General features: G+C 59.8%; 20 protein-coding genes. 15 read left to right on the top strand and 5 right to left on the bottom strand.

Annotation, left to right across the window (positions count from 1 at the left end; genetic code table 11):
• Positions 1–78: 78 nt before the first annotated feature.
• On the bottom strand, positions 79–1773 hold the full coding sequence (locus AAEZ08_RS18945; RefSeq protein WP_500124925.1) for an L-lactate permease: 1695 nt from the start codon (positions 1771–1773) through the stop codon (positions 79–81).
• A 268-nt stretch (positions 1774–2041) separates the two neighbouring features.
• Here AAEZ08_RS18945 and AAEZ08_RS18950 point away from each other — a divergent pair, with 268 nt between their 5' ends.
• Positions 2042–2824 (top strand): GntR family transcriptional regulator, encoded by a 783-nt coding sequence (locus AAEZ08_RS18950; RefSeq protein ID WP_500124926.1) that lies wholly within the window; start codon positions 2042–2044, stop codon positions 2822–2824.
• Between the two features lie 92 nt (positions 2825–2916).
• Here the strand turns inward: AAEZ08_RS18950 and smpB are convergent, their stop codons facing one another.
• Positions 2917–3399: an SsrA-binding protein SmpB gene (smpB, locus tag AAEZ08_RS18955; protein ID WP_003280860.1), complete on the bottom strand. Its 483-nt coding sequence runs from the start codon at positions 3397–3399 to the stop codon at positions 2917–2919.
• 210 nt (positions 3400–3609) lie between these two features.
• On the opposite strand from smpB, the gene AAEZ08_RS18960 reads away from it, so the two are divergent.
• Together AAEZ08_RS18960 and AAEZ08_RS18965 are read left to right on the top strand one after the other, a co-directional pair.
• The gene (locus tag AAEZ08_RS18960) at positions 3610–4044 is read left to right on the top strand and encodes a type II toxin-antitoxin system RatA family toxin (protein ID WP_003280861.1); all 435 of its coding nucleotides are present in this window, start codon (positions 3610–3612) and stop codon (positions 4042–4044) included.
• Positions 4037–4351, top strand: coding sequence for an RnfH family protein (locus AAEZ08_RS18965; protein WP_058065527.1), 315 nt, complete (start codon positions 4037–4039; stop codon positions 4349–4351). Before AAEZ08_RS18960 ends, AAEZ08_RS18965 begins: the two co-directional genes overlap by 8 nt.
• A 47-nt stretch (positions 4352–4398) precedes the next feature.
• On the opposite strand, the gene AAEZ08_RS18970 is transcribed toward AAEZ08_RS18965, so the two are convergent.
• Entirely contained in the window at positions 4399–4914 is a 516-nt protein-coding gene (locus AAEZ08_RS18970) for an outer membrane protein assembly factor BamE (RefSeq protein WP_058065526.1), read from the bottom strand.
• Between the two features lie 95 nt (positions 4915–5009).
• On the opposite strand from AAEZ08_RS18970, the gene fur reads away from it, so the two are divergent.
• Entirely contained in the window at positions 5010–5414 is a 405-nt protein-coding gene (gene fur, locus AAEZ08_RS18975) for a ferric iron uptake transcriptional regulator (protein WP_003280866.1), read from the top strand.
• A gap of 57 nt (positions 5415–5471) precedes the next feature.
• On the opposite strand, the gene recN is transcribed toward fur, so the two are convergent.
• Complete coding sequence (recN, locus tag AAEZ08_RS18980; RefSeq protein ID WP_500124927.1) at positions 5472–7145, bottom strand: DNA repair protein RecN; 1674 nt, start codon at positions 7143–7145, stop codon at positions 5472–5474.
• Between the two features lie 214 nt (positions 7146–7359).
• Between recN and grpE the strand changes: the two genes are divergently transcribed.
• From grpE to AAEZ08_RS19020, 8 genes are all read left to right on the top strand, one after another.
• Positions 7360–7929, top strand: coding sequence for a nucleotide exchange factor GrpE (gene grpE, locus AAEZ08_RS18985; RefSeq protein ID WP_500124928.1), 570 nt, complete (start codon positions 7360–7362; stop codon positions 7927–7929).
• A 99-nt stretch (positions 7930–8028) separates the two neighbouring features.
• Positions 8029–9942: a molecular chaperone DnaK gene (gene dnaK / locus AAEZ08_RS18990; RefSeq protein ID WP_058065524.1), complete on the top strand. Its 1914-nt coding sequence runs from the start codon at positions 8029–8031 to the stop codon at positions 9940–9942.
• A 122-nt stretch (positions 9943–10064) separates the two neighbouring features.
• Positions 10065–11195, top strand: a complete 1131-nt coding sequence (gene dnaJ, locus AAEZ08_RS18995) for a molecular chaperone DnaJ (RefSeq protein WP_003280872.1) — start codon at positions 10065–10067, stop codon at positions 11193–11195.
• Between the two features lie 76 nt (positions 11196–11271).
• Positions 11272–12078 carry a 4-hydroxy-tetrahydrodipicolinate reductase gene (dapB, locus tag AAEZ08_RS19000; protein WP_003280873.1) on the top strand — a complete coding sequence of 269 codons (807 nt, stop codon included), beginning with the start codon at positions 11272–11274 and terminating at the stop codon, positions 12076–12078.
• A 216-nt stretch (positions 12079–12294) separates the two neighbouring features.
• Positions 12295–13443, top strand: coding sequence for a glutamine-hydrolyzing carbamoyl-phosphate synthase small subunit (gene carA, locus AAEZ08_RS19005; RefSeq protein ID WP_003280874.1), 1149 nt, complete (start codon positions 12295–12297; stop codon positions 13441–13443).
• A gap of 36 nt (positions 13444–13479) precedes the next feature.
• Positions 13480–16701, top strand: a complete 3222-nt coding sequence (carB, locus tag AAEZ08_RS19010; protein WP_003280876.1) for a carbamoyl-phosphate synthase large subunit — start codon at positions 13480–13482, stop codon at positions 16699–16701.
• Positions 16698–17174, top strand: coding sequence for a transcription elongation factor GreA (gene greA / locus AAEZ08_RS19015; protein WP_003280877.1), 477 nt, complete (start codon positions 16698–16700; stop codon positions 17172–17174). Before carB ends, greA begins: the two co-directional genes overlap by 4 nt.
• Positions 17152–17583, top strand: coding sequence for a hypothetical protein (locus tag AAEZ08_RS19020; RefSeq protein WP_003280879.1), 432 nt, complete (start codon positions 17152–17154; stop codon positions 17581–17583). Before greA ends, AAEZ08_RS19020 begins: the two co-directional genes overlap by 23 nt.
• Before the next feature lie 32 nt (positions 17584–17615).
• Here AAEZ08_RS19020 and AAEZ08_RS19025 read toward each other — a convergent pair whose 3' ends face one another.
• Positions 17616–17927: a YhbY family RNA-binding protein gene (locus AAEZ08_RS19025; RefSeq protein ID WP_003280880.1), complete on the bottom strand. Its 312-nt coding sequence runs from the start codon at positions 17925–17927 to the stop codon at positions 17616–17618.
• 742 nt (positions 17928–18669) lie between these two features.
• Here AAEZ08_RS19025 and ftsH point away from each other — a divergent pair.
• From ftsH to glmM, 3 genes are all read left to right on the top strand, one after another.
• Positions 18670–20580 carry an ATP-dependent zinc metalloprotease FtsH gene (ftsH, locus tag AAEZ08_RS19030; protein ID WP_003280881.1) on the top strand — a complete coding sequence of 637 codons (1911 nt, stop codon included), beginning with the start codon at positions 18670–18672 and terminating at the stop codon, positions 20578–20580.
• A gap of 170 nt (positions 20581–20750) precedes the next feature.
• Entirely contained in the window at positions 20751–21602 is an 852-nt protein-coding gene (folP, locus tag AAEZ08_RS19035; protein ID WP_500124929.1) for a dihydropteroate synthase, read from the top strand.
• Between the two features lie 11 nt (positions 21603–21613).
• On the top strand, positions 21614–22951 hold the full coding sequence (gene glmM / locus AAEZ08_RS19040) for a phosphoglucosamine mutase (protein ID WP_500124930.1): 1338 nt from the start codon (positions 21614–21616) through the stop codon (positions 22949–22951).
• The last annotated feature ends 61 nt before the right edge of the window (positions 22952–23012 follow it).

Consider the following 23012-nt stretch of genomic DNA (forward strand, 5'->3'; position numbering starts at 1 on the left):
CTACGTCTTTCAATTGCCTGTCAGGTGCGGTTTCTGGAATGCAACCGTGCCCCCAAGCGGGGGCACGATTCCTGTTTCTTACACGCCAACCAGTGGGTCGGTAACGCCTAGCACGTAGATGGCGATCAGGCTGATCACCCCCGTGAACAGCACGTAGTACAGCGTAGGCCATATGGTCTTGCGCAGCGTGGAGCCTTCACGACCGAGCAGGCCGACGGTGGCGGAAGCAGCAACCACGTTGTGGATCGCAACCATGTTGCCTGCCGCAGCGCCAACAGCCTGGGTGGCAACTACCATCGCGCCGGAAATTCCGAGCGACTGCGCAACGCCAAACTGGAACTGGCTGAACATCATGTTGCTGACAGTGTTGGAGCCGGCGAGGAACGCACCCAGCGCACCGACAGCTGGCGCCAGCAGCGGGTAGATGCTGCCGACGCTATCGGCCACGTAGCGCGCCATCACGATCGGCATGCTGGCCAGCTCGGCGCCGTTGACGCCGGAGTTGATCAGGATGCGAACCATCGGCACGGTGAACAGCAGCACAAAGCCGGCGCTGAGCAGTACGCCGCTGGATTCCTTCACGGCAGCCTTGAGCTCGGAAACGCGCATGCCATGCAGGAAGAAGGTGATCAGCACCACCATGACGAGGATGCCGCCCGGCAGGTACAGCGGCTCGATGCCCGCATTGATGCCGGTCTCGCCAAGGATGTTGGCAAAGGCGATGGATACCGATTTCAGCGCAGCAGTGACCTGCGGGAACACGCGGCTGATCACCAGGATCACACCGACCAGCACGTAGGGCAGCCAGGCACGGAAGGCGCTCATCGGGCGGGCGGCCATCTCGTCCAATTTCATTTCGATGGTGCCCAGCCACTCGGCCGGCCATTCCTTGGCGTCGGCGAAGTCCCAGGTGGTCTTCGGCGTCAGGAACTTGTAGTGAGCAGCGGTGGTGACGATCGCCAGACCCACCAGGCCGCCGAGCAGCGACGGGAATTCCGGGCCGAGGAAGATGCCAGTGGCGGCGTAGGGCAGGGTGAACGCCAGGCCGGCGAAGATCGCGAACGGCAGCACTTCAAAGCCGGCTTTCCAGCTCTTCTCCTTGCCGAAGAAGCGCGTCAGCATCAGCACCATGATCAGCGGCATCACGGTGCCGACGATGGCGTGGGTGATCGCCACGCTGCTGGTGATCTGCTGCAGGTAGGCGTTCCAGCTCGAACCCTGTGCCGCCAGTTGTGCACCGATGGTGGCGGTATCCAGGCCGCTATTGATGCCGACAACGATCGGCGTACCGACCGCACCGAAGGATACCGGCGTGCTTTGTACCAGCATGCCAAGCAGGACTGCGGCCATCGCCGGGAAGCCGACCGCAACCAGTAGCGGTGCGGCGATAGCGGCCGGGGTGCCGAAGCCGGAGGCGCCCTCGATGAAACAGCCGAACAGCCAGGCGATGATGATGGCCTGGATACGACGGTCAGGGCTGATGGTGGTGAAGCCAGCGCGGATGGCGGTAATGCCGCCGGAATGCTTGAGGGTGTTCAGCAGCAGGATCGCGCCGAAGATGATCCACAACAGACCCAGCGTGATCACCAGGCCTTGCAGTGTCGAGGCGATGATGCGGTTGACGCTCATGTCCCAGACGAACAGCCCGATGGCTGCGGTGAACAGGAAGACCAGCGGCATGGCGCGGCTGGCGGGCCAGCGCAGGCCGATCAGCATGATTGCCGCGAGCAGAATGGGTGTGAAGGCGAAAAGTGCGAGCAGTCCGTTGGACATGTCAGGCTTCCCCTGCGGTTCGGTTCAGATGGGGCCCTGAGCGGACCGTGGAGTTGTTGTTGTGCGCAGATCTCATGCTGAGTCCTCTTATTTTTAGACCGCACTGTTAATTGGTAAGACCAATTAACAGAAGGGAATCGCCAGCGTAAGAGCTGCGTATAGGGGCGTCAATTAGCTAGCTATAGACTTTGGTCGCAGCCGGTGGCCTTGTGCAGATGCGCGGTCATGGCTAGCATTTTCAGATTGGTCAGACCATTCGAGGGTGATTATGGACGTGGGAATGGTGCGGCAACGGCGGCTTGCGGACGATATCGTTGCGCAGCTGGAAACCATGATTCTCGAAGGAACGCTCAAGGCTGGTGAGCGGCTTCCGGCAGAGCGTGCTTTGGCCGAGCGCTTCGGTGTCTCTCGGCCGTCCCTGCGCGAGGCTATCCAGAAGCTAGCGGCCAAGGGATTGCTGATCAGTCGGCATGGCGGCGGCACCTTTGTTGCCGAGTCGCTGGGCTCCACGTTCAGCGATCCGTTGTTGCACTTGCTGGAAAACAATAGCGATGCGCAGCGCGACTTACTGGAGTTTCGTCATACGCTCGAAGGCAGCTGTGCTTATTACGCCGCGCTGCGTGCAACCGAGGTGGACCACAAGCGTCTCACCGAAGCCTTCGTTGCATTGCAGGATTGCTATGCCCGGGAAGGCAAGGTCACCCGAGCCGAAGAGGGCGCAGCCGATGCCCAGTTCCATCTGGCCATTGCCGAGGCCAGCCACAACGCCGTACTGCTGCACACGATTCGCGGGCTATTCGATCTGCTCAAGCGCAACGTGGTGACCAATATCGGTGGCATGTATGCCCTGCGTGACGAGACGCGCGACATGCTGATGAGCCAGCATCGCGAGCTGTACGAGGCGATCATGGCCCGGCGAGCGGCAGACGCCCGTGAGGTCATTCATCGCCATATCAATTACGTGCAGGAAGTGCTTGCCGAAGGGCAGCAGGAGGCTCAACGGCTGGCGCGTGCACAGCGTAGGCAGGGTGAGAGGATTGGGGTAGTGTAGAGGGTGGAATAAGGCGCGGCCTGGCAGTTGGCGCATGCCAGGGCGGAGCTAGAAGAGTGTCGATCGGGGCGGCTGGCGCCGCCCCACGATTCTTAGTCGTCTTTGCCCTTGGTGCGCATTGCGCGCTGAATCTCCCGATCGGAATCACGTTCCTTCTCGGTGTGGCGCTTGTCGAATTCTTTCTTGCCTTTGCCAAGCGCAATTTCGCACTTGATCATGTGCTTCTTCCAGTACAGCGCCAGCGCGACGCAGGCGTAACCCTTCTGCTGTACTGCACCGAACAGCTTGCCCAGCTCGCGCTTGTTCAGCAGCAGCTTGCGGGTGCGGGTCGGGTCGGCAATGACATGGGTGCTGGCGGCGGTCAACGGCGTAATGTGACAGCCCATCAGCCAGGCTTCTCCGTCCTTGAGCAGGACGTAGCTGTCGACCAGTTGCGCCTTGCCAGCACGCAGGCTTTTCACTTCCCAGCCGGACAGCACGAGGCCAGCCTCGAATTTCTGCTCGATGAAGTAATCGTGTAGCGCTTTCTTGTTCAGCGCGATGGTCCCGGGGGACTGTTTCTTCTGTTTGGCCATAGGGGCGGCATTATAGGGAGTCTCCTTGCGGCTGGCGACAGCTCGCAGGGGCGGCAAACGCAGAAACTTGAGGGGCAGCCGCTAATCCCCGACAATGTGCCCGTTTTGCCATCGCGCTAGCTCTTCACCATGACGAGTGATGCGGTTGCAGGCTGGCTGCGCCGGGCTGTTCACGTGGCGCGCAATGAAACGAAGACGTAGAAGGTCTGCATGACGACGCACATTCAACGTTCTGCTCTGCTGCCATACCCGGCGCAGGCGCTGTTCGACATGGTCAACGACGTAGCTAGCTATCCTCAGTTCCTGCCTTGGTGCTCGGCCACCGAGGTGCTTTCCAGCAGTGAGACTGAGATGCACGCCAGCATGACGGTAGCGAAGGCTGGGTTGAGTCAGCGTTTCATGACGCGCAATGCCCTGCAGCTCGGCAAGCGCATCGAGATGACGCTGGAGGAAGGGCCTTTCAGCCATTTGCACGGCATATGGGAATTCAAAGCGCTGGGCGAGAAGGCCTGCAAGATCAGTCTCGACCTGAAGTTCGATTACGCCGGGCCATTGGTCAAGGCGACGTTGGGACCTTTGTTCAATCAGGCAGCCAATACACTGGTGGATGCGTTTTGCGAACGGGCGAAACAGCTTTATGGATAAGCCGTCGATTGCTGTTGAGGTAGTTTATGCACTGGCTGACAAGCAGAAGCTGCTGCAAATGACAGTGCCTGCTGGCACCACTGTGCGTGAGGCGGCTTTACGCTCGGGAATGGAGGCGCATTTCCCCGGCCTCGATCTGGCCACGGCACCACTTGGCATATTTGGCAAAGCTGTGCCTAAGCCCGAAGAGCGTGTGCTGGAGGAGGGCGAGCGCGTGGAGATCTATCGACCGCTTATTGCCGATCCAAAGGAAGTACGCAAACTGCGCGCCGCGCGTGCGGCAAAGAATAAGGCCGAAGAGGCCTGAGCTACGCATGTTGAAACATAAAAAAGCCCGGACTAGCCGGGCTTTTTTTATTCAGTATCCAGTGGTTCAGGCGTCGGTACTGGTACCGGCTCGGCTTCATCCACTTCGCGCTGGATCTGCTCCAGGAGCGAGCCAGGTGCCGGGCGCTCTTCGGGCTGGCGCGGTACTGCGGCAGGCGTGGTACTGGTGCCCTGCGCCTCACGCCCAAGGATCTGCTCGTCGCGGCTTACGCCGGGCATAAAGTCGCCAGCCAGGCCTGCCAGCTGATCGTTCGCATTGAATACCAGGCTCACGCGTTCTTGCTGGCGCGGGCTGCCGCCGGGCTGGATGCTGTACAGGTAGTCCCAGCGGTTGGCGTGGAAAGTATCGGTGATCAGCGGATTGCCCATGATAAACCGCACCTGCTGGCGGGTCATTCCGGGGCGCAACTGGTCTATCATGTCCTGCGTGACGACATTGCCCTGTTGAATGTCGACCTTGTAAACCCCGGGAAATGAACAGCCGGCGAGTGCGACCAGACCTGCGAAGGAGAGACTGGCCAGCATGAGCTTGGTGTTTTGCATCGGTGGGTGACTTCCACTATCTTGGCTGGGCAAAGAACCCGGATCATACCCGTATTGAAGGAGGCTGCGAAACAGCAGCAGCGAGAAAGCCCACCATGGTTGAAAATAGCGAACTACGTAAAGCTGGTCTCAAAGTAACTCTGCCGCGGGTCAAGATCCTGCAGATGCTGGATACGACGGACCGCCGCCACATGAGCGCCGAAGACGTTTACAAGGCGTTGATGGAGGCGGGTGAAGATGTCGGTCTGGCAACGGTCTATCGCGTGCTGACACAATTCGAGGCGGCCGGTCTGGTAGTTCGGCACAACTTCGATGGTGGTCATGCCGTCTTCGAGCTGGCCGATGGCGGGCACCACGACCACATGGTCTGCGTCGATAGTGGCGATGTCATCGAGTTTTTCGATCCCGAGATCGAAAAACTGCAGAAAGAGATCGTCAAACGCCACGGCTACGAGCTGGTGGATCACAATCTGGTGCTCTACGTGCGCAAGAAAGACTGATCTGAAGTACATGAAAAAGGCGGCCACGGCCGCCTTTTTCATGTCTTTTTTAGGCCGTCAGGCTTGAGCGGAGGTGACCATCTGCCGAGCGTGCGCCAGCGACTGTTCGGTCAGGTCGACGCCGCCGAGCATGCGCGCAATTTCCTCGATACGGCCGGCCTGATCGAGTTCGGTGACCGCCGTACGCGTTTCGTCGGCGCCGCGGGCTTTGTGTACGAACAGGTGGTGATGGCCTTGTGCGGCCACCTGTGGCAGGTGAGTTACGGTCAGTACCTGGCCGCGCTCGCCCAGGCGGCGCAGCAATTGCCCGACGACCTCTGCAGTGGGGCCGCCAATGCCGACATCGACTTCATCGAAGACCAGTGTCGGCACGCGGGATGTCTGCGCGGTGATGACCTGAATAGCCAAACTGATGCGCGACAGCTCCCCGCCCGAAGCGACCTTGGCCAGCGGACGCAGCGGTTGGCCCGGGTTGGCGCTGACCAGAAACTCCACTAGCTCCAAGCCGTACGGCATCAGTTCTCCTTCTACGGCTGGCTTGAGCTGCACGCTGAATCGGCCGCCTGGCATGCCCAAGCGTTGAAGTTCCACCTCTACTGCGCGTGCCAGCCGATCCGCTGCTGCCTGGCGGTTGAGGCTGAGTTCGCCGGCTTTCTCTTCGTAGTGTCGTGCGTACGCTGCTAGCTCTTCACCAAGTCGCTCGACCGCTTCGTCGTTGGCATTGAGTCCTTCGAGTTCTTCCAGCAGTTGCTGGTGCAGGCCCGGCAGTGCCGCTGGCTGCACCCGATGCTTGCGGGCCAGCGTGTAGATGGTGTCCAAGCGCTCCTCCAGCGTTTGCTGGCGCTCGGGATCGGCGTCGAAATGATCGACGAAGCGGTTGAGTTCGCCGATGGCTTCTTCCACCTGAATCTGCGCGCTTGCCAGCAAGTTGACCGCTTCGCTAAGGGCTTGGGGTTGGTCCTGGAAGGCGGTCAGGCGCTGTAGGCTGCCGGTTAGCGCTGAAAGCACATTGCCGGCATCGCTCTCGCTGCACAACTCCATGACCTGACGGCAGGCGCCGAGCAGTTGTTCGGCGTTGGCCAGGTTCTTGTGTTCGTGCTCCAGTTGCTCCAGTTCGTTCTCGCCCAGGGAGAGGTTTTCCAGCTCTTCCAGTTGGTAGCTGAGCAGCTGGTGGCGTGCGCGTTGTTCGTCGCCACTATTGCTCAGTCGCTCCAGTGTTTGGCGGGTCTGCCTCCAGCGTTGCGCGGCTAACTGCACTTGTCGCGCAAGTTCTTGACTGCCGCTGTACTCATCGAGCAGGCGACGATGGGTGTCGGTCTTCAGCAGGGACTGATGCTCGTGCTGGCTATGAATATCGATCAGCAGCTCACCGAGTGCTTTGAGGTCGCCCTGGGGGCACGGTGTGCCGTTGATGTAGCCGCGAGAGCGGCCCTCTGCGGTGATTACACGGCGCAGGATGCAGGCCCCGTCATTTTCCATATCGCGCTCGGCGAGCCACGCCCGCGCATCGGGAATGTCGTCCAGATCGAAGCTGGCGAGGATGTCGGCCTTGTCGGCGCCAATGCGCACAACGCTACTGTCGGTACGATCGCCCAGGGTCAGGCCGAGGGCGTCAAGCATGATGGACTTGCCGGCGCCTGTTTCCCCGCTGATAACGCTCATGCCGCGTTTGAGCTCGAGGTCAAGGTGCTCGACGATGGCGTAGTTGTGTACCGACAGATGAACCAGCATGTGAGGCTCCTGAGTTGCTTGCCTGGGTATTTATACAGTGGTTTCTGTGGCAACTACAAGCGTTGCGGGATGAGCGTGAGCGGTCGCTTGGTACTACGGTTCGTCATTTCCTGCGTTGCCCGTCAGCCATAGCCCTTGAAGCCAGTTTTCGCGCCCCCATATAGCGGCACAAGCGCGGGTTTGCTGCCCGCTGATCGTATAGAGAGGAGGACCCATGGCTGACGAGCAGAACCTGGATAACCAGAACCCGGAAACGCCTGAGCATTCGGATGCGGACGCAGCCGAGGATCTGGCGGCCCGCGTGCAGTCGCTGGAAGAGCAGTTGGCCGCAGCGCAGGACCAGTCCCTGCGTGTGGCGGCGGAGCTGCAGAACATTCGTCGGCGTGCCGAGCAGGATGTGGAAAAGGCGCACAAGTTCGCACTGGAGAAGTTTGCTGGCGATCTTCTGGCCGTCGCCGACAGTCTGGAGCGTGGCCTCGAGCTATCGAGTCCGGACGATGAGGCGGTCAAGCCGATGCGCGAGGGCGTCCAGCTGACCCTCAAGCTGCTGCAGGACACACTGGCCCGTCACCAGCTCGAGCAGCTCGATCCGCATGGCGAGCCGTTCAACCCTGAGCATCACCAGGCCATGGCCATGGAAGAAAGCACCCATGTCGAGCCGGGCAGCGTGCTCAAGGTGTTTCAGAAGGGCTATCTGCTCAACGGTCGCCTGCTGCGTCCGGCAATGGTCGTTGTCAGCAAAGCACCGGCCGATGCGCCGCCTTCGATTGATGAGAAGGCTTGAAATTCGGTTGCCGACCCCCATCTGGTAGCCAAGCGTTTTTGTGTTACCCGCAGCCGGTAAAACAGGCGCGGACCAATCGAAATTTGGAGAGCGAATTAAATGGGCAAGATCATTGGTATCGACCTGGGAACCACCAACTCCTGCGTCTCGATTTTGGAAAACGGTAAAGCCAAGGTTATTGAAAATGCCGAGGGCGGCCGTACTACGCCGTCGATCGTCGCATATGCGAACGATGGCGAAATTCTGGTCGGTCAGTCGGCCAAGCGTCAGGCGGTGACCAATCCACACAACACTCTGTACGCAGTCAAGCGTCTGATCGGTCGTCGCTTCGACGAAGAAGTCGTGCAGAAAGACATCCAGATGGTCCCTTACAAGATCGTCAAGGCAGACAACAGCGACGCCTGGGTCGAGGTGAATGGCCAGAAAATGGCGCCGCCGCAGATCTCTGCTGAAATCCTGAAGAAGATGAAAAAGACCGCCGAGGACTATCTCGGTGAGCCAGTGACCGAAGCGGTGATCACCGTGCCGGCCTACTTCAACGACAGCCAGCGCCAGGCCACCAAGGATGCCGGCCGCATCGCTGGTCTGGACGTCAAGCGCATCATCAACGAACCGACCGCGGCCGCGCTGGCCTACGGCATGGACAAGGCCAAGGGCGACCACACCGTGATCGTCTATGACCTGGGTGGCGGTACCTTCGACGTGTCAGTGATCGAGATCGCTGAAGTCGATGGTGAGCACCAGTTCGAGGTGCTGGCTACCAACGGCGACACCTTCCTCGGTGGTGAGGACTTCGACATTCGCCTGATCGACTACCTCGTCGACGAGTTCAAGAAAGAAAGCGGCATGAACCTCAAGGGTGACCCGCTGGCGATGCAGCGCCTGAAGGAAGCGGCTGAGAAGGCGAAGATCGAGCTGTCCTCCAGTCAGCAGACCGACGTCAACCTGCCGTACATCACTGCCGATGCGTCCGGTCCTAAGCACCTGAACGTGAAAATCTCCCGCGCGAAGCTGGAAGCGCTGGTCGAAGACCTGGTGCAGCGCACCATCGAGCCTTGCCGCATCGCGCTGAAGGATGCCGGTGTCGACGTATCGAAGATCGACGACGTGATCCTGGTCGGTGGCCAGACCCGTATGCCGCTGGTGCAGCAGAAGGTCGCCGAGTTCTTCGGCAAGGAAGCGCGCAAGGACGTCAACCCGGACGAAGCCGTAGCCATGGGCGCCGCCATTCAGGGCGCTGTTCTGGCAGGTGACGTCAAGGACGTGCTGCTGCTTGACGTTTCCCCGCTGACCCTGGGTATCGAGACTCTCGGCGGCGTGATGACTCCGCTGATCGAGAAGAACACCACCATTCCGACCAAGAAGTCTCAGGTGTTCTCTACTGCTGACGACAACCAGAGCGCCGTGACCATTCACGTGCTGCAGGGCGAGCGCAAGCAGGCTACGCAGAACAAGTCGCTGGGGCGCTTCGACCTGGCCGAGATTCCACCGGCGCCGCGTGGCATGCCGCAGATCGAGGTCACTTTCGACATCGACGCAAACGGCATTCTGCATGTGTCCGCCAAAGACAAGGCTACCGGTAAGCAGCAGTCCATCGTGATCAAGGCCAACTCGGGTCTGTCCGAGGAGGAAATTGAGCAGATGGTGCGCGACGCCGAGGCCAATGCCGAGGAAGACCGCAAGTTCGAGGAACTCGCGACTGCGCGCAATCAGGGTGACCAACTGGTGCATGCCACTCGCAAGATGCTGGTCGAGGCTGGCGACAAGGCCAGTGACGATGACAAGGCGGCAATCGAGAAGGCGCTTGGCGAGCTGGAAGTTGCCATCAAGGGCGATGACAAGGCCGAGATCGAAGCCAAGATTGCTGCGGTTTCCCAAGCATCCACGCCTGTTGCGCAGAAGATGTACGCCGAACAGCCTCAGGGTGGTGAAGGTCAGCCGGCAGACGAGCAGGCCAAGCCGGGCGACGACGTGGTCGACGCCGAGTTCGAAGAGGTCAAGGACAACAAGTAAGCCCTGGCTTGCTTCCGTTCCAGCCCGTTCCGGTGTTGTCCGGACGGGCCCGACCGCTGCGCGGGGGCTTGCTCCCGCGTCGGCGTGTCTGGAAGGCATGAAATTGAGGGTTCAGGATAGTTATGGCCAAACGCGATTTTTATGAGGTGCTGGGCGTCGAGCGCGGCGTTAGCGAGGCGGAGCTGAAAAAAGCTTACCGGCGCCTTGCGATGAAGCATCACCCGGACCGCAATCCGGGGGACAAGGCGGCTGAGGACGCCTTCAAGGAGGCCAATGAGGCCTACGAAGTACTCTCCGATCCGAGCAAACGGGCTGCCTACGATCAGTACGGCCACGCCGGTGTCGATCCGCAGATGGGTGCTGGCGCGGCCGGTGCCGGTTATGGTGGTGCGAACTTCTCCGATATCTTCGGCGACGTGTTCAGCGATTTCTTCAGTGGCGGCCGCGGCGGCGGTCGTGGCGGCGCGCAGCGTGGCAGCGATCTGCGCTACACGCTCGAACTCGACTTGGAAGAGGCGGTGCGCGGCACCACCGTGACTATCCGCGTGCCGACGCTGGTTGAGTGCAAGACCTGCGATGGCTCCGGTGCGAAGAAGGGCACCAGCCCGGTGACCTGTACCACCTGTGGCGGTATCGGCCAGGTGCGCATGCAGCAGGGTTTCTTCTCGGTACAGCAGACCTGCCCGCGCTGCCACGGCAGCGGCAAGATGATTTCCGATCCGTGCGGCAGCTGCCATGGGCAGGGGCGCGTGGAGGAGCAGAAGACACTCTCGGTCAAGGTGCCGCCGGGTGTCGATACCGGTGATCGCATTCGTCTGTCTGGCGAAGGCGAGGCGGGCACTCAGGGTGGCCCGGCCGGCGATCTGTATGTGGTGGTCAATGTGCGCGAGCACGCGATCTTCCAGCGCGATGGCAAACATTTGTATTGCGAAGTGCCGATCAGCTTTGCCGATGCCGCGTTGGGTGGCGAGCTGGAAGTGCCGACGCTGGATGGCCGCGTCAAACTGAAGATTCCTGAAGGTACCCAGACCGGCAAGCAGTTCCGCTTGCGTGGCAAGGGGGTCGCGCCGGTGCGCGGTGGTGCGGCGGGCGATCTGCTGTGTCGGGTCGCGGTGGAGACGCCGGTCAACCTGAGCAAGCGTCAGCGTGAGATGCTCGAGGAGTTTCGCGGCACCCTGCAGGGTGACACCTCCCACTCACCCAAGGCCAGTGGCTGGTTCGAAGGTGTGAAGCGCTTTTTCGGTGATGTATGACACTGGCCTGCGGGTAATAGGCGACCGGCTTTCAGCCTCGCCTGTCACCTGCGGCCTGCAGCCTGGAGCTGATTGAATGCGACGTATTGCAGTGACCGGCGCCGCCGGGCGTATGGGCAAGACCTTGATCGAAGCAGTGCAGCAGACCGGCGGTGCCGCTGGCCTGACCGCTGCTATCGATCGCCCGGACAGCACCTTGGTGGGTGCCGATGCCGGTGAACTGGCCGCCATTGGTCGTCTCGGTGTGCCGCTAACCGGTGAGCTCGCCAGGGCGGTCGACGAATTCGACGTGCTGATCGACTTCACCCACCCGTCGGTGACCCTGAAGAATCTCGAGGTTTGCCGTCGGGCAGGCAGGGCGATGGTGATCGGCACTACCGGTTTTTCGCCGGAAGAGAAGGAGCGGCTGGCTATCGCGGCCAAGGATATTCCGATCGTCTTTGCCGCCAACTTCAGTGTTGGGGTCAATCTGTGCCTCAAGCTACTGGATACGGCAGCGCGGGTGCTGGGCGACGAAGTAGATATCGAGATCATCGAGGCGCATCACCGGCACAAAGTGGACGCACCCTCGGGTACCGCGCTGCGCATGGGCGAAGTGGTCGCCGAGGCGTTGGGGCGTGACTTGGAAAAAGTGGCCGTGTATGGGCGTGAAGGGCAGACTGGTGCACGTCAGCGCGACACCATTGGCTTCGCCACCGTACGCGCTGGCGATGTGGTCGGCGACCACACCGTGCTGTTCGCGGCGGACGGTGAGCGCGTGGAAATTACGCATAAAGCTTCCAGTCGCATGACCTTCGCCAAGGGGGCGGTGCGTGCTGCGCTATGGCTGCAAGATAAGCCGGCCGGCCTCTACGATATGCAGGATGTGCTTGGTCTGAAATGAGTTTTTCTGTCAGGCAGGGAGGGTGTGCCCGCTTCGGGTGCGCTTGTCGGGCATTTTGGCTGGACCCGAAATAGGGTTTTCTGTAAGCTTCTCGCTTTAGTGTGTCCACTAAAAGTTGCGCAGAAATGAATCAAATAAAAAGCGGGATGACCTTCACACGTCATCCCGCTTTTTTACAATCTGCGTCTGCTCCAGCCTTGATCTACGGGAGGTCTCTTGACTAAGCCAGCCCTTACGCCAGCCATTCTGGCTCTTGCCGATGGCAGCATCTTTCGCGGCGAATCCATCGGCGCCGATGGGCAAACCATTGGTGAGGTGGTGTTCAACACCGCCATGACCGGCTATCAGGAAATCCTCACCGATCCTTCCTACGCCAAGCAGATCGTAACCCTGACCTATCCTCATGTCGGCAACACGGGTACCACGCCGGAGGATGCCGAGTCCTGGAAAGTCTGGGCTGCGGGTCTGGTTATTCGCGACCTGCCGCTGATTTCCAGCAACTGGCGCGACAAGCAACCCCTGCCTGACTACCTCAAGGCCAATGGCACCGTTGCCATCGCCGGCATCGATACTCGTCGCCTGACCCGTATCCTGCGTGAGAAGGGTGCGCAGAACGGCTGCATCCTGGCTGGTAGCGACGCGACAGAAGAGAAAGCGCTGGAGCTGGCGCGCAGCTTCCCCGGCCTCAAGGGCATGGATCTGGCGAAGGAAGTCAGCGTCAAGGAGCGTTACGAGTGGCGCTCCAGTGTCTGGTGCCTGAAGGATGACGGCCATGCCGAGATTCCCGCCAGCGAGCTGCCCTACCATGTCGTCGCCTTCGACTACGGCGTGAAGTACAACATCCTGCGCATGCTGGTCGCCCGCGGTTGCCGCGTCACCGTGCTTCCGGCACAGACGCCTGCCAGCGAAGCCCTGGCGCTGAACCCGGACGGTATCTTCCTGGCCAACGGTCCGGGTGACCCCGAGCCTTGCGACTACGCGATCAAGGCGATCCAGCAAGTGCTCGAAACCGACATTCCGGTGTTCGGCATCTGCCTTGGTCACCAGTTGCTGGCGCTCGCCTCCGGCGCCACGACCGTGAAGATGCCCAACGGCCACCACGGTGCGAACCACCCGGTTCAGGATCTGAAGACCGGTGTGGTGATGATCACCAGTCAGAACCACGGCTTTGCCGTGGACGAAGCTAGTCTGCCGGCCAATGTGCGTGCGACACACAAGTCGCTGTTCGATGGCACCCTGCAGGGCATCGAGCGCACCGACAAGGTTGCTTTCAGCTTCCAGGGTCATCCCGAAGCTAGTCCTGGCCCGCACGATGTCGCGCCGCTGTTCGACCGTTTCATCGAAGCCATGGCCAAGCGCCGCTAAGCCAGTCGACTGACTAAAGGATTCGAGAGTAAGAAAATGCCAAAACGTACAGATATCAAAAGCATCCTCATCCTCGGCGCTGGCCCCATCGTCATCGGCCAGGCCTGCGAGTTCGATTACTCCGGTGCTCAGGCGTGCAAGGCTCTGAAAGAGGAAGGCTTCCGTGTCATCCTGGTGAACTCCAACCCGGCCACCATCATGACCGACCCGTCGATGGCCGACGCCACCTATATCGAGCCGATCAAGTGGGCCACCGTGGCCAAGATCATCGAGAAGGAGCGGCCCGATGCACTGCTGCCGACCATGGGTGGCCAGACCGCGCTGAACTGTGCGCTGGACCTGGAAAAGCACGGCGTTCTGGAAAAATTCGGCGTAGAAATGATCGGTGCGAACGCCGATACCATCGACAAGGCTGAAGACCGCTCGCGCTTCGATAAGGCGATGAAGAACATTGGCCTTGCCTGCCCGGTTTCCGGCATTGCCCACAATATGGATGAAGCCTACGGTGTGCTCGAGAAGGTCGGCTTCCCCTGCATCATTCGCCCGTCGTTCACCATGGGCGGCACCGGTGGCGGCATTGCTTACAATCGTGAAGAGTTCGAAGAGATCTGCGCTCGCGGCCTCGATCTGTCGCCGACCAGCGAACTGCTGATCGACGAGTCTCTGATCGGCTGGAAGGAATACGAGATGGAGGTGGTCCGCGACAAGAAGGACAACTGCATCATCGTCTGCGCCATCGAAAACTTCGACCCGATGGGCGTGCACACCGGCGACTCGATCACCGTTGCCCCGGCGCAAACCCTGACCGACAAGGAATACCAGATCCTGCGTAACGCATCGCTCGCGGTGCTGCGTGAGATCGGCGTGGAAACCGGCGGCTCCAACGTGCAGTTCGGCATCTGCCCGAACACCGGCCGTATGGTCGTGATCGAGATGAACCCACGCGTATCGCGTTCCTCGGCGCTGGCTTCCAAGGCTACCGGCTTCCCGATCGCTAAGATCGCCGCCAAGCTGGCGGTGGGTTACACCCTCGACGAGCTGAGCAATGACATCACTGGCGGCCGCACCCCGGCATCGTTCGAGCCGGCCATCGATTACGTAGTGACCAAGATCCCGCGTTTCGCCTTTGAGAAATTCCCGAAGGCCGACGCCCGCCTGACTACGCAGATGAAATCGGTCGGTGAGGTCATGGCCATCGGCCGTACCTTCCAGGAATCCCTGCAGAAAGCCCTGCGCGGTCTGGAAGTGGGTGTGGCTGGTTTCGATGAGAAACTCGATCTGGCCGATCCTGAAGCCGAGAGCACCCTGCGCCGCGAACTGACCGTGCCCAGCGCTGACCGTATCTGGTATATCGCCGATGCCTTCCGTGCGGGTAAAACCGTGGCTGATGTCTTCGCGCTGACCAATATCGATGAGTGGTTCCTGGTTCAGATCGAAGACCTGATCAAGGACGAAGAGCGCATCAAGACCCTGGCGCTGTCCAGTATTGATCGCGACTCGATGTACACACTCAAGCGCAAAGGCTTCTCCGACATTCGCCTGGCCAAGCTGCTGGGTGTGACCGAGAAGAACCTGCGCAGCCACCGTCACAAACTCAAGGTGCTGCCGGTGTACAAGCGCGTCGACACCTGCGCTGCCGAGTTCGCTACTGACACCGCCTACATGTACTCGACCTACGAGGAAGAGTGCGAAGCCAATCCGTCGAGCCGCGACAAGGTCATGATTCTCGGTGGCGGCCCGAACCGTATTGGCCAGGGCATCGAGTTCGACTACTGCTGCGTACATGCGGCGCTGGCGCTGCGTGAAGACGGCTACGAGACCATCATGGTCAACTGCAACCCGGAAACCGTCTCCACCGACTACGATACCTCCGACCGCCTGTACTTCGAGCCGGTGACCCTGGAAGACGTACTGGAAATCGTCCGCGTCGAGCAGCCCAAGGGTGTGATCGTGCAGTACGGCGGCCAGACCCCGCTGAAGATCTGCCGCGCCCTGGAGGAAGCTGGCGTGCCTATCATCGGTACCAGCCCGGACGCCATCGATCGCGCCGAAGACCGTGAGCGCTTCCAGCAGATGGTTCAGCGCCTTGGTCTGCGCCAGCCGGCCAACGCCACCGCGCGTAGTGAAGAAGAAGCCCTGGCTCACTCCAAGACCATCGGTTACCCGCTGGTGGTGCGTCCGTCCTATGTACTGGGCGGTCGTGCAATGGAAATTGTCTACCAGGAAGACGAGCTAAAGCGTTACATGCGCGAAGCGGTAAAAGTCTCCAACGACAGCCCGGTGCTGCTCGACCACTTCCTCAATTGCGCCATCGAAGTGGACGTGGATGCGGTGTGCGACGGCGAAACCGTAGTGATCGGCGCGATCATGCAGCACATCGAACAGGCCGGCGTGCACTCCGGTGACTCCGCCTGCTCGCTGCCGCCGTACTCGCTGCCGATGCATATCCAGGACGAGATCCGCGATCAGGTCAAGAAAATGGCCTTGGAGCTCAATGTTGTCGGCCTGATGAACGTGCAGATGGCCGTGCAGGGTGAGGACATCTTCGTCATCGAAGTGAACCCGCGTGCTTCGCGTACCGTGCCGTTTGTCTCCAAGTGCGTTGGCGTCTCGCTGGCCAAGGTGGCCGCGCGTGTCATGGCCGGCAAAACACTCGAAGAAGCGGGTTACAGCGCCGAAATCATCCCGCCGTACTTCAGCGTCAAGGAAGCTGTGTTCCCGTTCGCCAAGTTCCCAGGCGTCGACCCCATCCTCGGCCCAGAAATGAAGTCCACTGGTGAAGTGATGGGCGTGGGCGATACCTTCGGTGAAGCCTTTGCCAAGGCCCAGTCGGGCGCCAGTGAAATTCTGCCGAATGCCGGTGTGGCTTTTATCAGTGTGCGTGATGACGACAAGCCCTTGGTGGCGGGCGTTGCGCGTGACTTGATCGAGCTGGGCTTTGAGGTGGTGGCCACTGCTGGTACCGCCAAGCTGATCGAAGCGGCGGGTTTACCTGTGCGTCGCGTCAACAAGGTGACCGAGGGCCGTCCGCATGTGGTCGACATGATCAAGAATGACGAAGTCACCCTGATCATCAATACCACCGAGGGCCGTCAGTCGATTGCTGACTCCTACTCCATTCGTCGTAACGCTCTGCAGCACAAGATCTACTGCACCACCACCATCGCGGCGGGGCAGGCGATCTGTGAGGCGCTGAAATTCGGTCCCGAGAAGACCGTGCGCCGGCTGCAGGACCTGCATGCAGGAATCAACGCATGACTAAATACCCAATGACCATCCAGGGCGCGCGCGCCCTGGAAGAAGAGCATGCGCACTTGACCAAGGTGGTGCGCCCTAAGCTCAGCCAGGATATCGGCACCGCGCGTGAGCTCGGTGACCTTAAGGAGAACGCCGAGTACCACGCTGCGCGCGAACAGCAGGGCATGGTCGAGGCGCGTATCCGCGATATCGAAGGGCGTCTGCAGAATGCGGTAATCATCGACGTCACCACCATTGCTCACACTGGCAAGGTGATTTTCGGAACCACCGTGGAAATCGCCAATGTCGAGACAGATGAGCGAGTGACCTACCAGATCGTCGGCGACGATGAGGCGAATATCAAGCAAGGCAAGCTGTCGGTGAGTTCACCGATTGCGCGCGCACTGATTGGCAAGGAAGAAGGCGACGTTGTGGCCGTCAAGACGCCCAGCGGCGTGATCGAGTACGAGATTGTCGAAGTCCGCCATCTCTGACCGGCAGCCCGCGCGGGCTGGCATCATCACCTGGCAACTGGCCCAGACGTTCTGGGTCGGTGGCCTGTGGTTGCTGCAGTTTATGGTGCTGCCTGCGCTTGCGCGCATCGGTCTTGCACCATTGCTGGTCGAGGAAATCGCGGGCAGTCTGCGGCCATTGCTCGTCGGCTTTGCTGCGTTTTGTGGTGCACTGCAGGTGCTGGTGCTGATCCAGGTGACTGGTCTGCGCGGCTTGTGGCGTGACGTTCGGGGTCAGCTGTTGCTGACGGTGATCCTGCTCGCAGGCAGTCAGCTGCTGATGCGAGCGGGCTGGTTCGAATCGCTCTACTGGGCCAGTTTCAGTTTTCTGGCCATGGCGCTTTGCGGGTTGATGCTGGTGCTGCAGCCGGCTCCGGGAAGCGAGCGTTAAGAGGTGCGGCAGGCTCGACCTGCCGCACGATCTCAAGCCTGGAAGCGGTGAACGTTCGATAGCTGTTTGTTCACTTTTGGGTTCTTGCGGTATACCAGTGCCATTTTGCCGATCGCTTGTACCAGATCGCACTTGCCGATCTTGCACAGCTCTTCCATCAGTGCGCGACGGTCTTCACGTTCGGTGAGACGGAACTGGATCTTGATGAGCTCGTGATCATTCAGTGCTCGCTCAAGTTCTGCTTGAACACCTTCGGTCAGCCCGTTTTCGGCTACGATCAGAACCGGTTTCAGGTGGTGGCCGATGGACTTGTACTGTTTCTTCTGCTCGTTTGTGAGCGGCATATTTCGACCCTTGCGTCAGAACCCTTGAAAAACGGCTGTTAGTGTAACTGAGAGGTGCGAGGCCGCACAGATCGGGCAGCAGCTTGACACGGCCGACAGTGCAACGTCGGCTCATTGGCAGCAGGGGTGATCCATTGCTTCTGATATCCTTTGCGCATAGACGTTACCGGTGTGATCCTTTCACCTCGTTGGTTATTTCGTAGGTGAGGTGTCTGCAGACCCTTGTTGTAACTGCCAGTGTGGCCGGCCTTGTGTTTTTGGATATGGCCCCAATATGAGTCAGCAGGCTGCAACTCAATCGTGTTTCATGCTTCTCCAGTCCAGAGTTGTTGGGTCTCGCTATGCGCGAGGAGCACCGTCCCAGAGACTTCCTGATCATAATATGTCGGAGCATGGCATTTGCCTGAGTCCGGGCGTGGTGCGGCAGGTGTCGGAAAGTCAGGCTTGGCAGGGCAGGTTATGCGAGTGGCTCCCCCATGCGGTAGTGGTAATGGCTTGAGGTTTCGCAGGCGGTGCAAGCCGATTGGGCCGGTGGTGCCAAAACGGCTCTTTCGTGGTCTATGAAGGCAGGCTTCAGTCGAATGGACGGCCCCGCGGCACAAGGGCTAGGCTGTTTCATAGGGTTACAGACCGACTGCCAGTTCCAGTGCGTTGTGTAGTAAGTTAGGCCGAGCAACCAATCGGCCGTCATGCGGGCCTGAAGACAACGGGTTTGCTCCAGAGGGTAGTTAATTTGAACGACATGGCAAAAAACCTGATCCTGTGGCTGATCATCGCCGCCGTCCTGGTCACGGTGATGAACAACTTTTCCAGCCCGAGCGAGCCCCAGACGCTGAATTACTCGGACTTCCTCGAGCAGGTCAAAGAGGGACGGGTCGAGCGCGTTACCGTCGATGGTTTTGTCATCATCGGTAAGCGCAGCGAGGGGGATACCTTCAAGACCATTCGGCCAGCTATTCAAGACAATGGCTTGATTGGCGACTTGCTCGATAACAATGTGCTGATAGAGGGCAAGCAGCCTGAGCAGCAAAGCATCTGGACGCAGCTGCTCGTTGCCAGCTTCCCGATCCTTGTGATCATTGCCGTGTTCATGTTCTTCATGCGGCAGATGCAGGGTGGCGCTGGCGGCAAGGGCGGCCCGATGAGCTTCGGCAAGAGCAAGGCCCGTCTGCTGTCTGAGGATCAGGTCAAGACTACCTTTGCTGACGTTGCAGGTTGCGACGAAGCAAAGGAAGAAGTTCATGAGTTGGTCGAGTTCCTGCGCGATCCGGGCAAGTTTCAGCGCCTAGGCGGACGCATCCCGCGTGGTGTGCTGATGGTTGGCTCGCCAGGTACCGGTAAGACTCTTTTGGCCAAGGCAGTTGCTGGAGAAGCCAAGGTGCCGTTCTTCACCATTTCCGGTTCAGATTTTGTGGAAATGTTCGTAGGTGTCGGTGCATCCCGTGTGCGTGACATGTTCGAGCAAGCCAAGAAACACGCGCCTTGCATCATCTTTATCGATGAGATCGATGCTGTAGGCCGCCATCGTGGTGCGGGCATGGGTGGTGGTCACGACGAGCGTGAGCAGACTCTCAACCAGTTGCTGGTAGAGATGGATGGCTTCGAAATGAACGACGGCATTATCGTGATCGCCGCCACCAACCGTCCTGATGTGCTCGACCCTGCCTTGCTGCGTCCGGGCCGCTTCGACCGTCAGGTGGTGGTTGGCCTGCCGGATATCCGTGGTCGCGAGCAGATCCTCAAAGTACATATGCGCAAAGTGCCCATGGGCGAAGACGTTGCTCCGGCCGTTATTGCGCGCGGTACGCCGGGCTTCTCCGGTGCCGACTTGGCTAACCTAGTTAACGAGGCTTCGCTGTTTGCTGCCCGTGCCGGTAAGCGCGTGGTCGAGATGAAAGAGTTCGAGCTAGCCAAAGACAAGATCATGATGGGCGCCGAGCGCAAGTCCATGGTCATGTCGGAGAAGGAGAAGCTCAATACCGCTTACCATGAGGCAGGTCATGCCATCGTTGGTCGGGTGGTTCCTGAGCATGATCCCGTTTACAAGGTGTCTATCATTCCGCGTGGTCGGGCGCTCGGCGTCACCATGTTCTTGCCGGAAGAAGACCGTTACAGTCTCTCGAAACGCGCACTGATCAGTCAGATATGTTCGTTATTTGGTGGTCGTATCGCTGAGGAAATGACTCTGGGGTTCGAGGGCGTCACTACCGGTGCGTCGAACGACATCATGCGGGCAACGCAGCTGGCTCGGAATATGGTCACTAAATGGGGCCTGTCGGAAAAGCTCGGACCGTTGATGTATGCCGAAGAAGAAGGCGAGGTTTTCCTCGGCCGCAGCGCCGGCAGTCAGCACTCGAACGTTTCTGGTGAGACGGCAAGACTGATTGATGAGGAAGTTCGCAGCATCATTGATCACTGCTATGGCACTGCCAAGCAGATCCTGACTGACAATCGCGACAAGCTCGATACGATGGCTGAGGCGTTGATGAAGTACGAAACCATTGATGCGCCGCAGATCGACGACATCATGGCCGGGCGCCCACCGCGTGAGCCGCGGGACTGGGAGGGTGGTTCAGGAACGTCGGGAACGCCAGCGGTCCCGGATGATAGCCTTCCGCAAGCGCCCATAGGTGGCCCCGCGGGCGAGCATTGAGCGTAAATAGGCCCGATGCTCTCATCGGTACGTGATGTGGCGGTTATATCCAGAAGGGGCGCATAGGCGCCCCTTCTGGTGTAAATTGTCCGTCCCCGTTGCGCCATGGTGGTGCAGCTGGCGTGGATTGCCTGCTCCGGGTGTCCGGCCTGAACGCTCAAGGCTCGTAGATGACCGACTCATTTTCTCCCGCTCGACTGGTCTGTGGCAGTCGGGTTCTCGATTTATCCCGTCCCCATGTGATGGGGATTCTCAATGTCACCCCCGATTCGTTTTCCGATGGTGGTCGCTTTGCTGAGCGCGACGCCGCATTGCGGCACGCCCAGGCAATGGTCGGTGCGGGCGCTACGCTGATTGATGTGGGTGGAGAGTCCACTCGCCCCGGGGCTCGTTCGGTATCGCCTACCGAAGAGTTAGAGCGGGTCGCGCCAATTGTCGAGACTATTGCGCGTGAGCTGGATGTGATCGTATCGGTCGACACCTCTACGCCAGCAGTCATTCGCGAATGCGCTCGCCTGGGCGCTGGCTTGATCAATGATGTGCGTTCTCTGCGACGCGACGGAGCATTGGATGCCGCGGCCGACAGTGGGCTCCCTGTGTGCCTCATGCACATGCGCGGAGAGCCCGGTGATATGCAGAATGATCCACACTATGACGACATTTCTCGCGAGGTCTGCGCGTTTCTCGCCGAGCGCATGGCTGTCTGTGTGGCGGCGGGTATCCCGGCCGAGCGAATTGTTTTGGACCCCGGATTCGGCTTTGCCAAGACGCTGGAGCATAACCTCAGTCTTTTCAGGCGTCTGGAGGAGCTTCACCGCTTTGATCGGCCTTTGCTCATAGGGGTTTCACGCAAGAGCATGATCGGTGGTGTGCTGGGACACCCGGTGGGGCAGCGCCTATACGGCAGCCTGGCGCTAGCGGCGCTTGCTGTGAGCAAGGGTGCACAGATCGTCAGGGTGCATGATGTTGCTGAGACAGTTGATGTGATTCGAATGATCGCTGCAGTGCAGGCGGCGGAATAAGGGAAAGCACCATGAGTAGAAAATATTTTGGCACTGACGGCATTCGTGGGCGCGTCGGGCAGTATCCCATTACGCCCGATTTCATGCTCAAGCTGGGCTGGGCGGCTGGAATGGCCTTTCGCAAGCAGGGTAAATGTCGAATTCTGATTGGGAAAGACACGCGCATCTCGGGCTACATGTTCGAGTCGGCGCTGCAAGCGGGTCTATCGGCCGCAGGTGCCGATGTTCTATTGCTAGGGCCAATGCCCACTCCTGCGGTGGCTTATCTGACGCGAACCTTTCACGCGGAAGCCGGCATTGTCATCAGCGCTTCGCATAATCCCCATCACGATAACGGGATCAAGTTCTTTTCTGGTCGCGGTACCAAGCTTCCGGATGAGGTGGAGCTGATGATTGAGGAGCTGATCGATACGCCGATGTCCGTGGTCGAGTCGGCGCAGCTGGGCAAGGCTTCGCGAATCAATGATGCTGCGGGGCGTTACATCGAGTTCTGCAAAAGCAGCGTGCCGACCAGTACCGATTTTTCCGGTATGAAGCTAGTGGTCGATTGTGCTCACGGCGCCACCTACAAAGTCGCGCCCAGCGTGTTTCGCGAATTGGGCGCTGAAGTGATAGTGATAGGCGCGCAGCCTGATGGGCTCAATATCAACGCCGATGTCGGGTCCACGCATGTGGGACAGTTGCAGAAAGCTGTCGTCGATCATGGTGCCGATCTGGGTATCGCCTTCGATGGTGATGGTGATCGAGTGATGATGGTCGACCATACTGGTGCTGTGGTCGACGGCGATGAGCTGCTCTACATTATCGCGACTGATTTGCAGGACCGCGATCGGCTTGGCGGAGGAGTAGTTGGCACCTTGATGAGCAATCTCGGGCTTGAGTTGGCCTTGAAGGCGCGTGATATCCCGTTCACGCGGGCCAAGGTGGGTGATCGATACGTAATCGCCGATATGCTCGAGCGCAACTGGATTCTAGGTGGTGAAAACTCCGGCCATATCGTCTGCGCGCAGCACACCACCACCGGTGACGCAATTATCGCCGCGCTTCAGGTCGTATTGGCACTGCGTCGCCGTGAGCAGACGCTGGCCCAGGAGCGGCTGGCTTGGCACAAATGCCCTCAGGTATTGATCAATGTGCGCTTCTCCGGCGATCGCGATCCCATCTCTCACCCAGACGTGCAAGCCGCTTGTGATAGCGTCACCAGTCGGATGGGTGGGCGCGGTCGGGTTCTGCTGCGCAAGTCTGGAACTGAGCCTTTGGTGCGGGTCATGGTTGAAGGCGACGACGAGAGTCAGGTGCGCGGCATGGCTGAAGAGCTCGCGAGAGTCGTGACTGAAGTTTGTGCGTGATCATGCTTGCCAGGGCGTTTGCTGTTGAGTAACATCTGCGCCCACTTTGACCGATGAGGTA

It is taken from the genome of Pseudomonas sp. E45-MNA-CIBAN-0222 (genome assembly GCF_040310405.1).
GTDB classification, from domain to species: domain Bacteria; phylum Pseudomonadota; class Gammaproteobacteria; order Pseudomonadales; family Pseudomonadaceae; genus Stutzerimonas; species Stutzerimonas stutzeri_AC.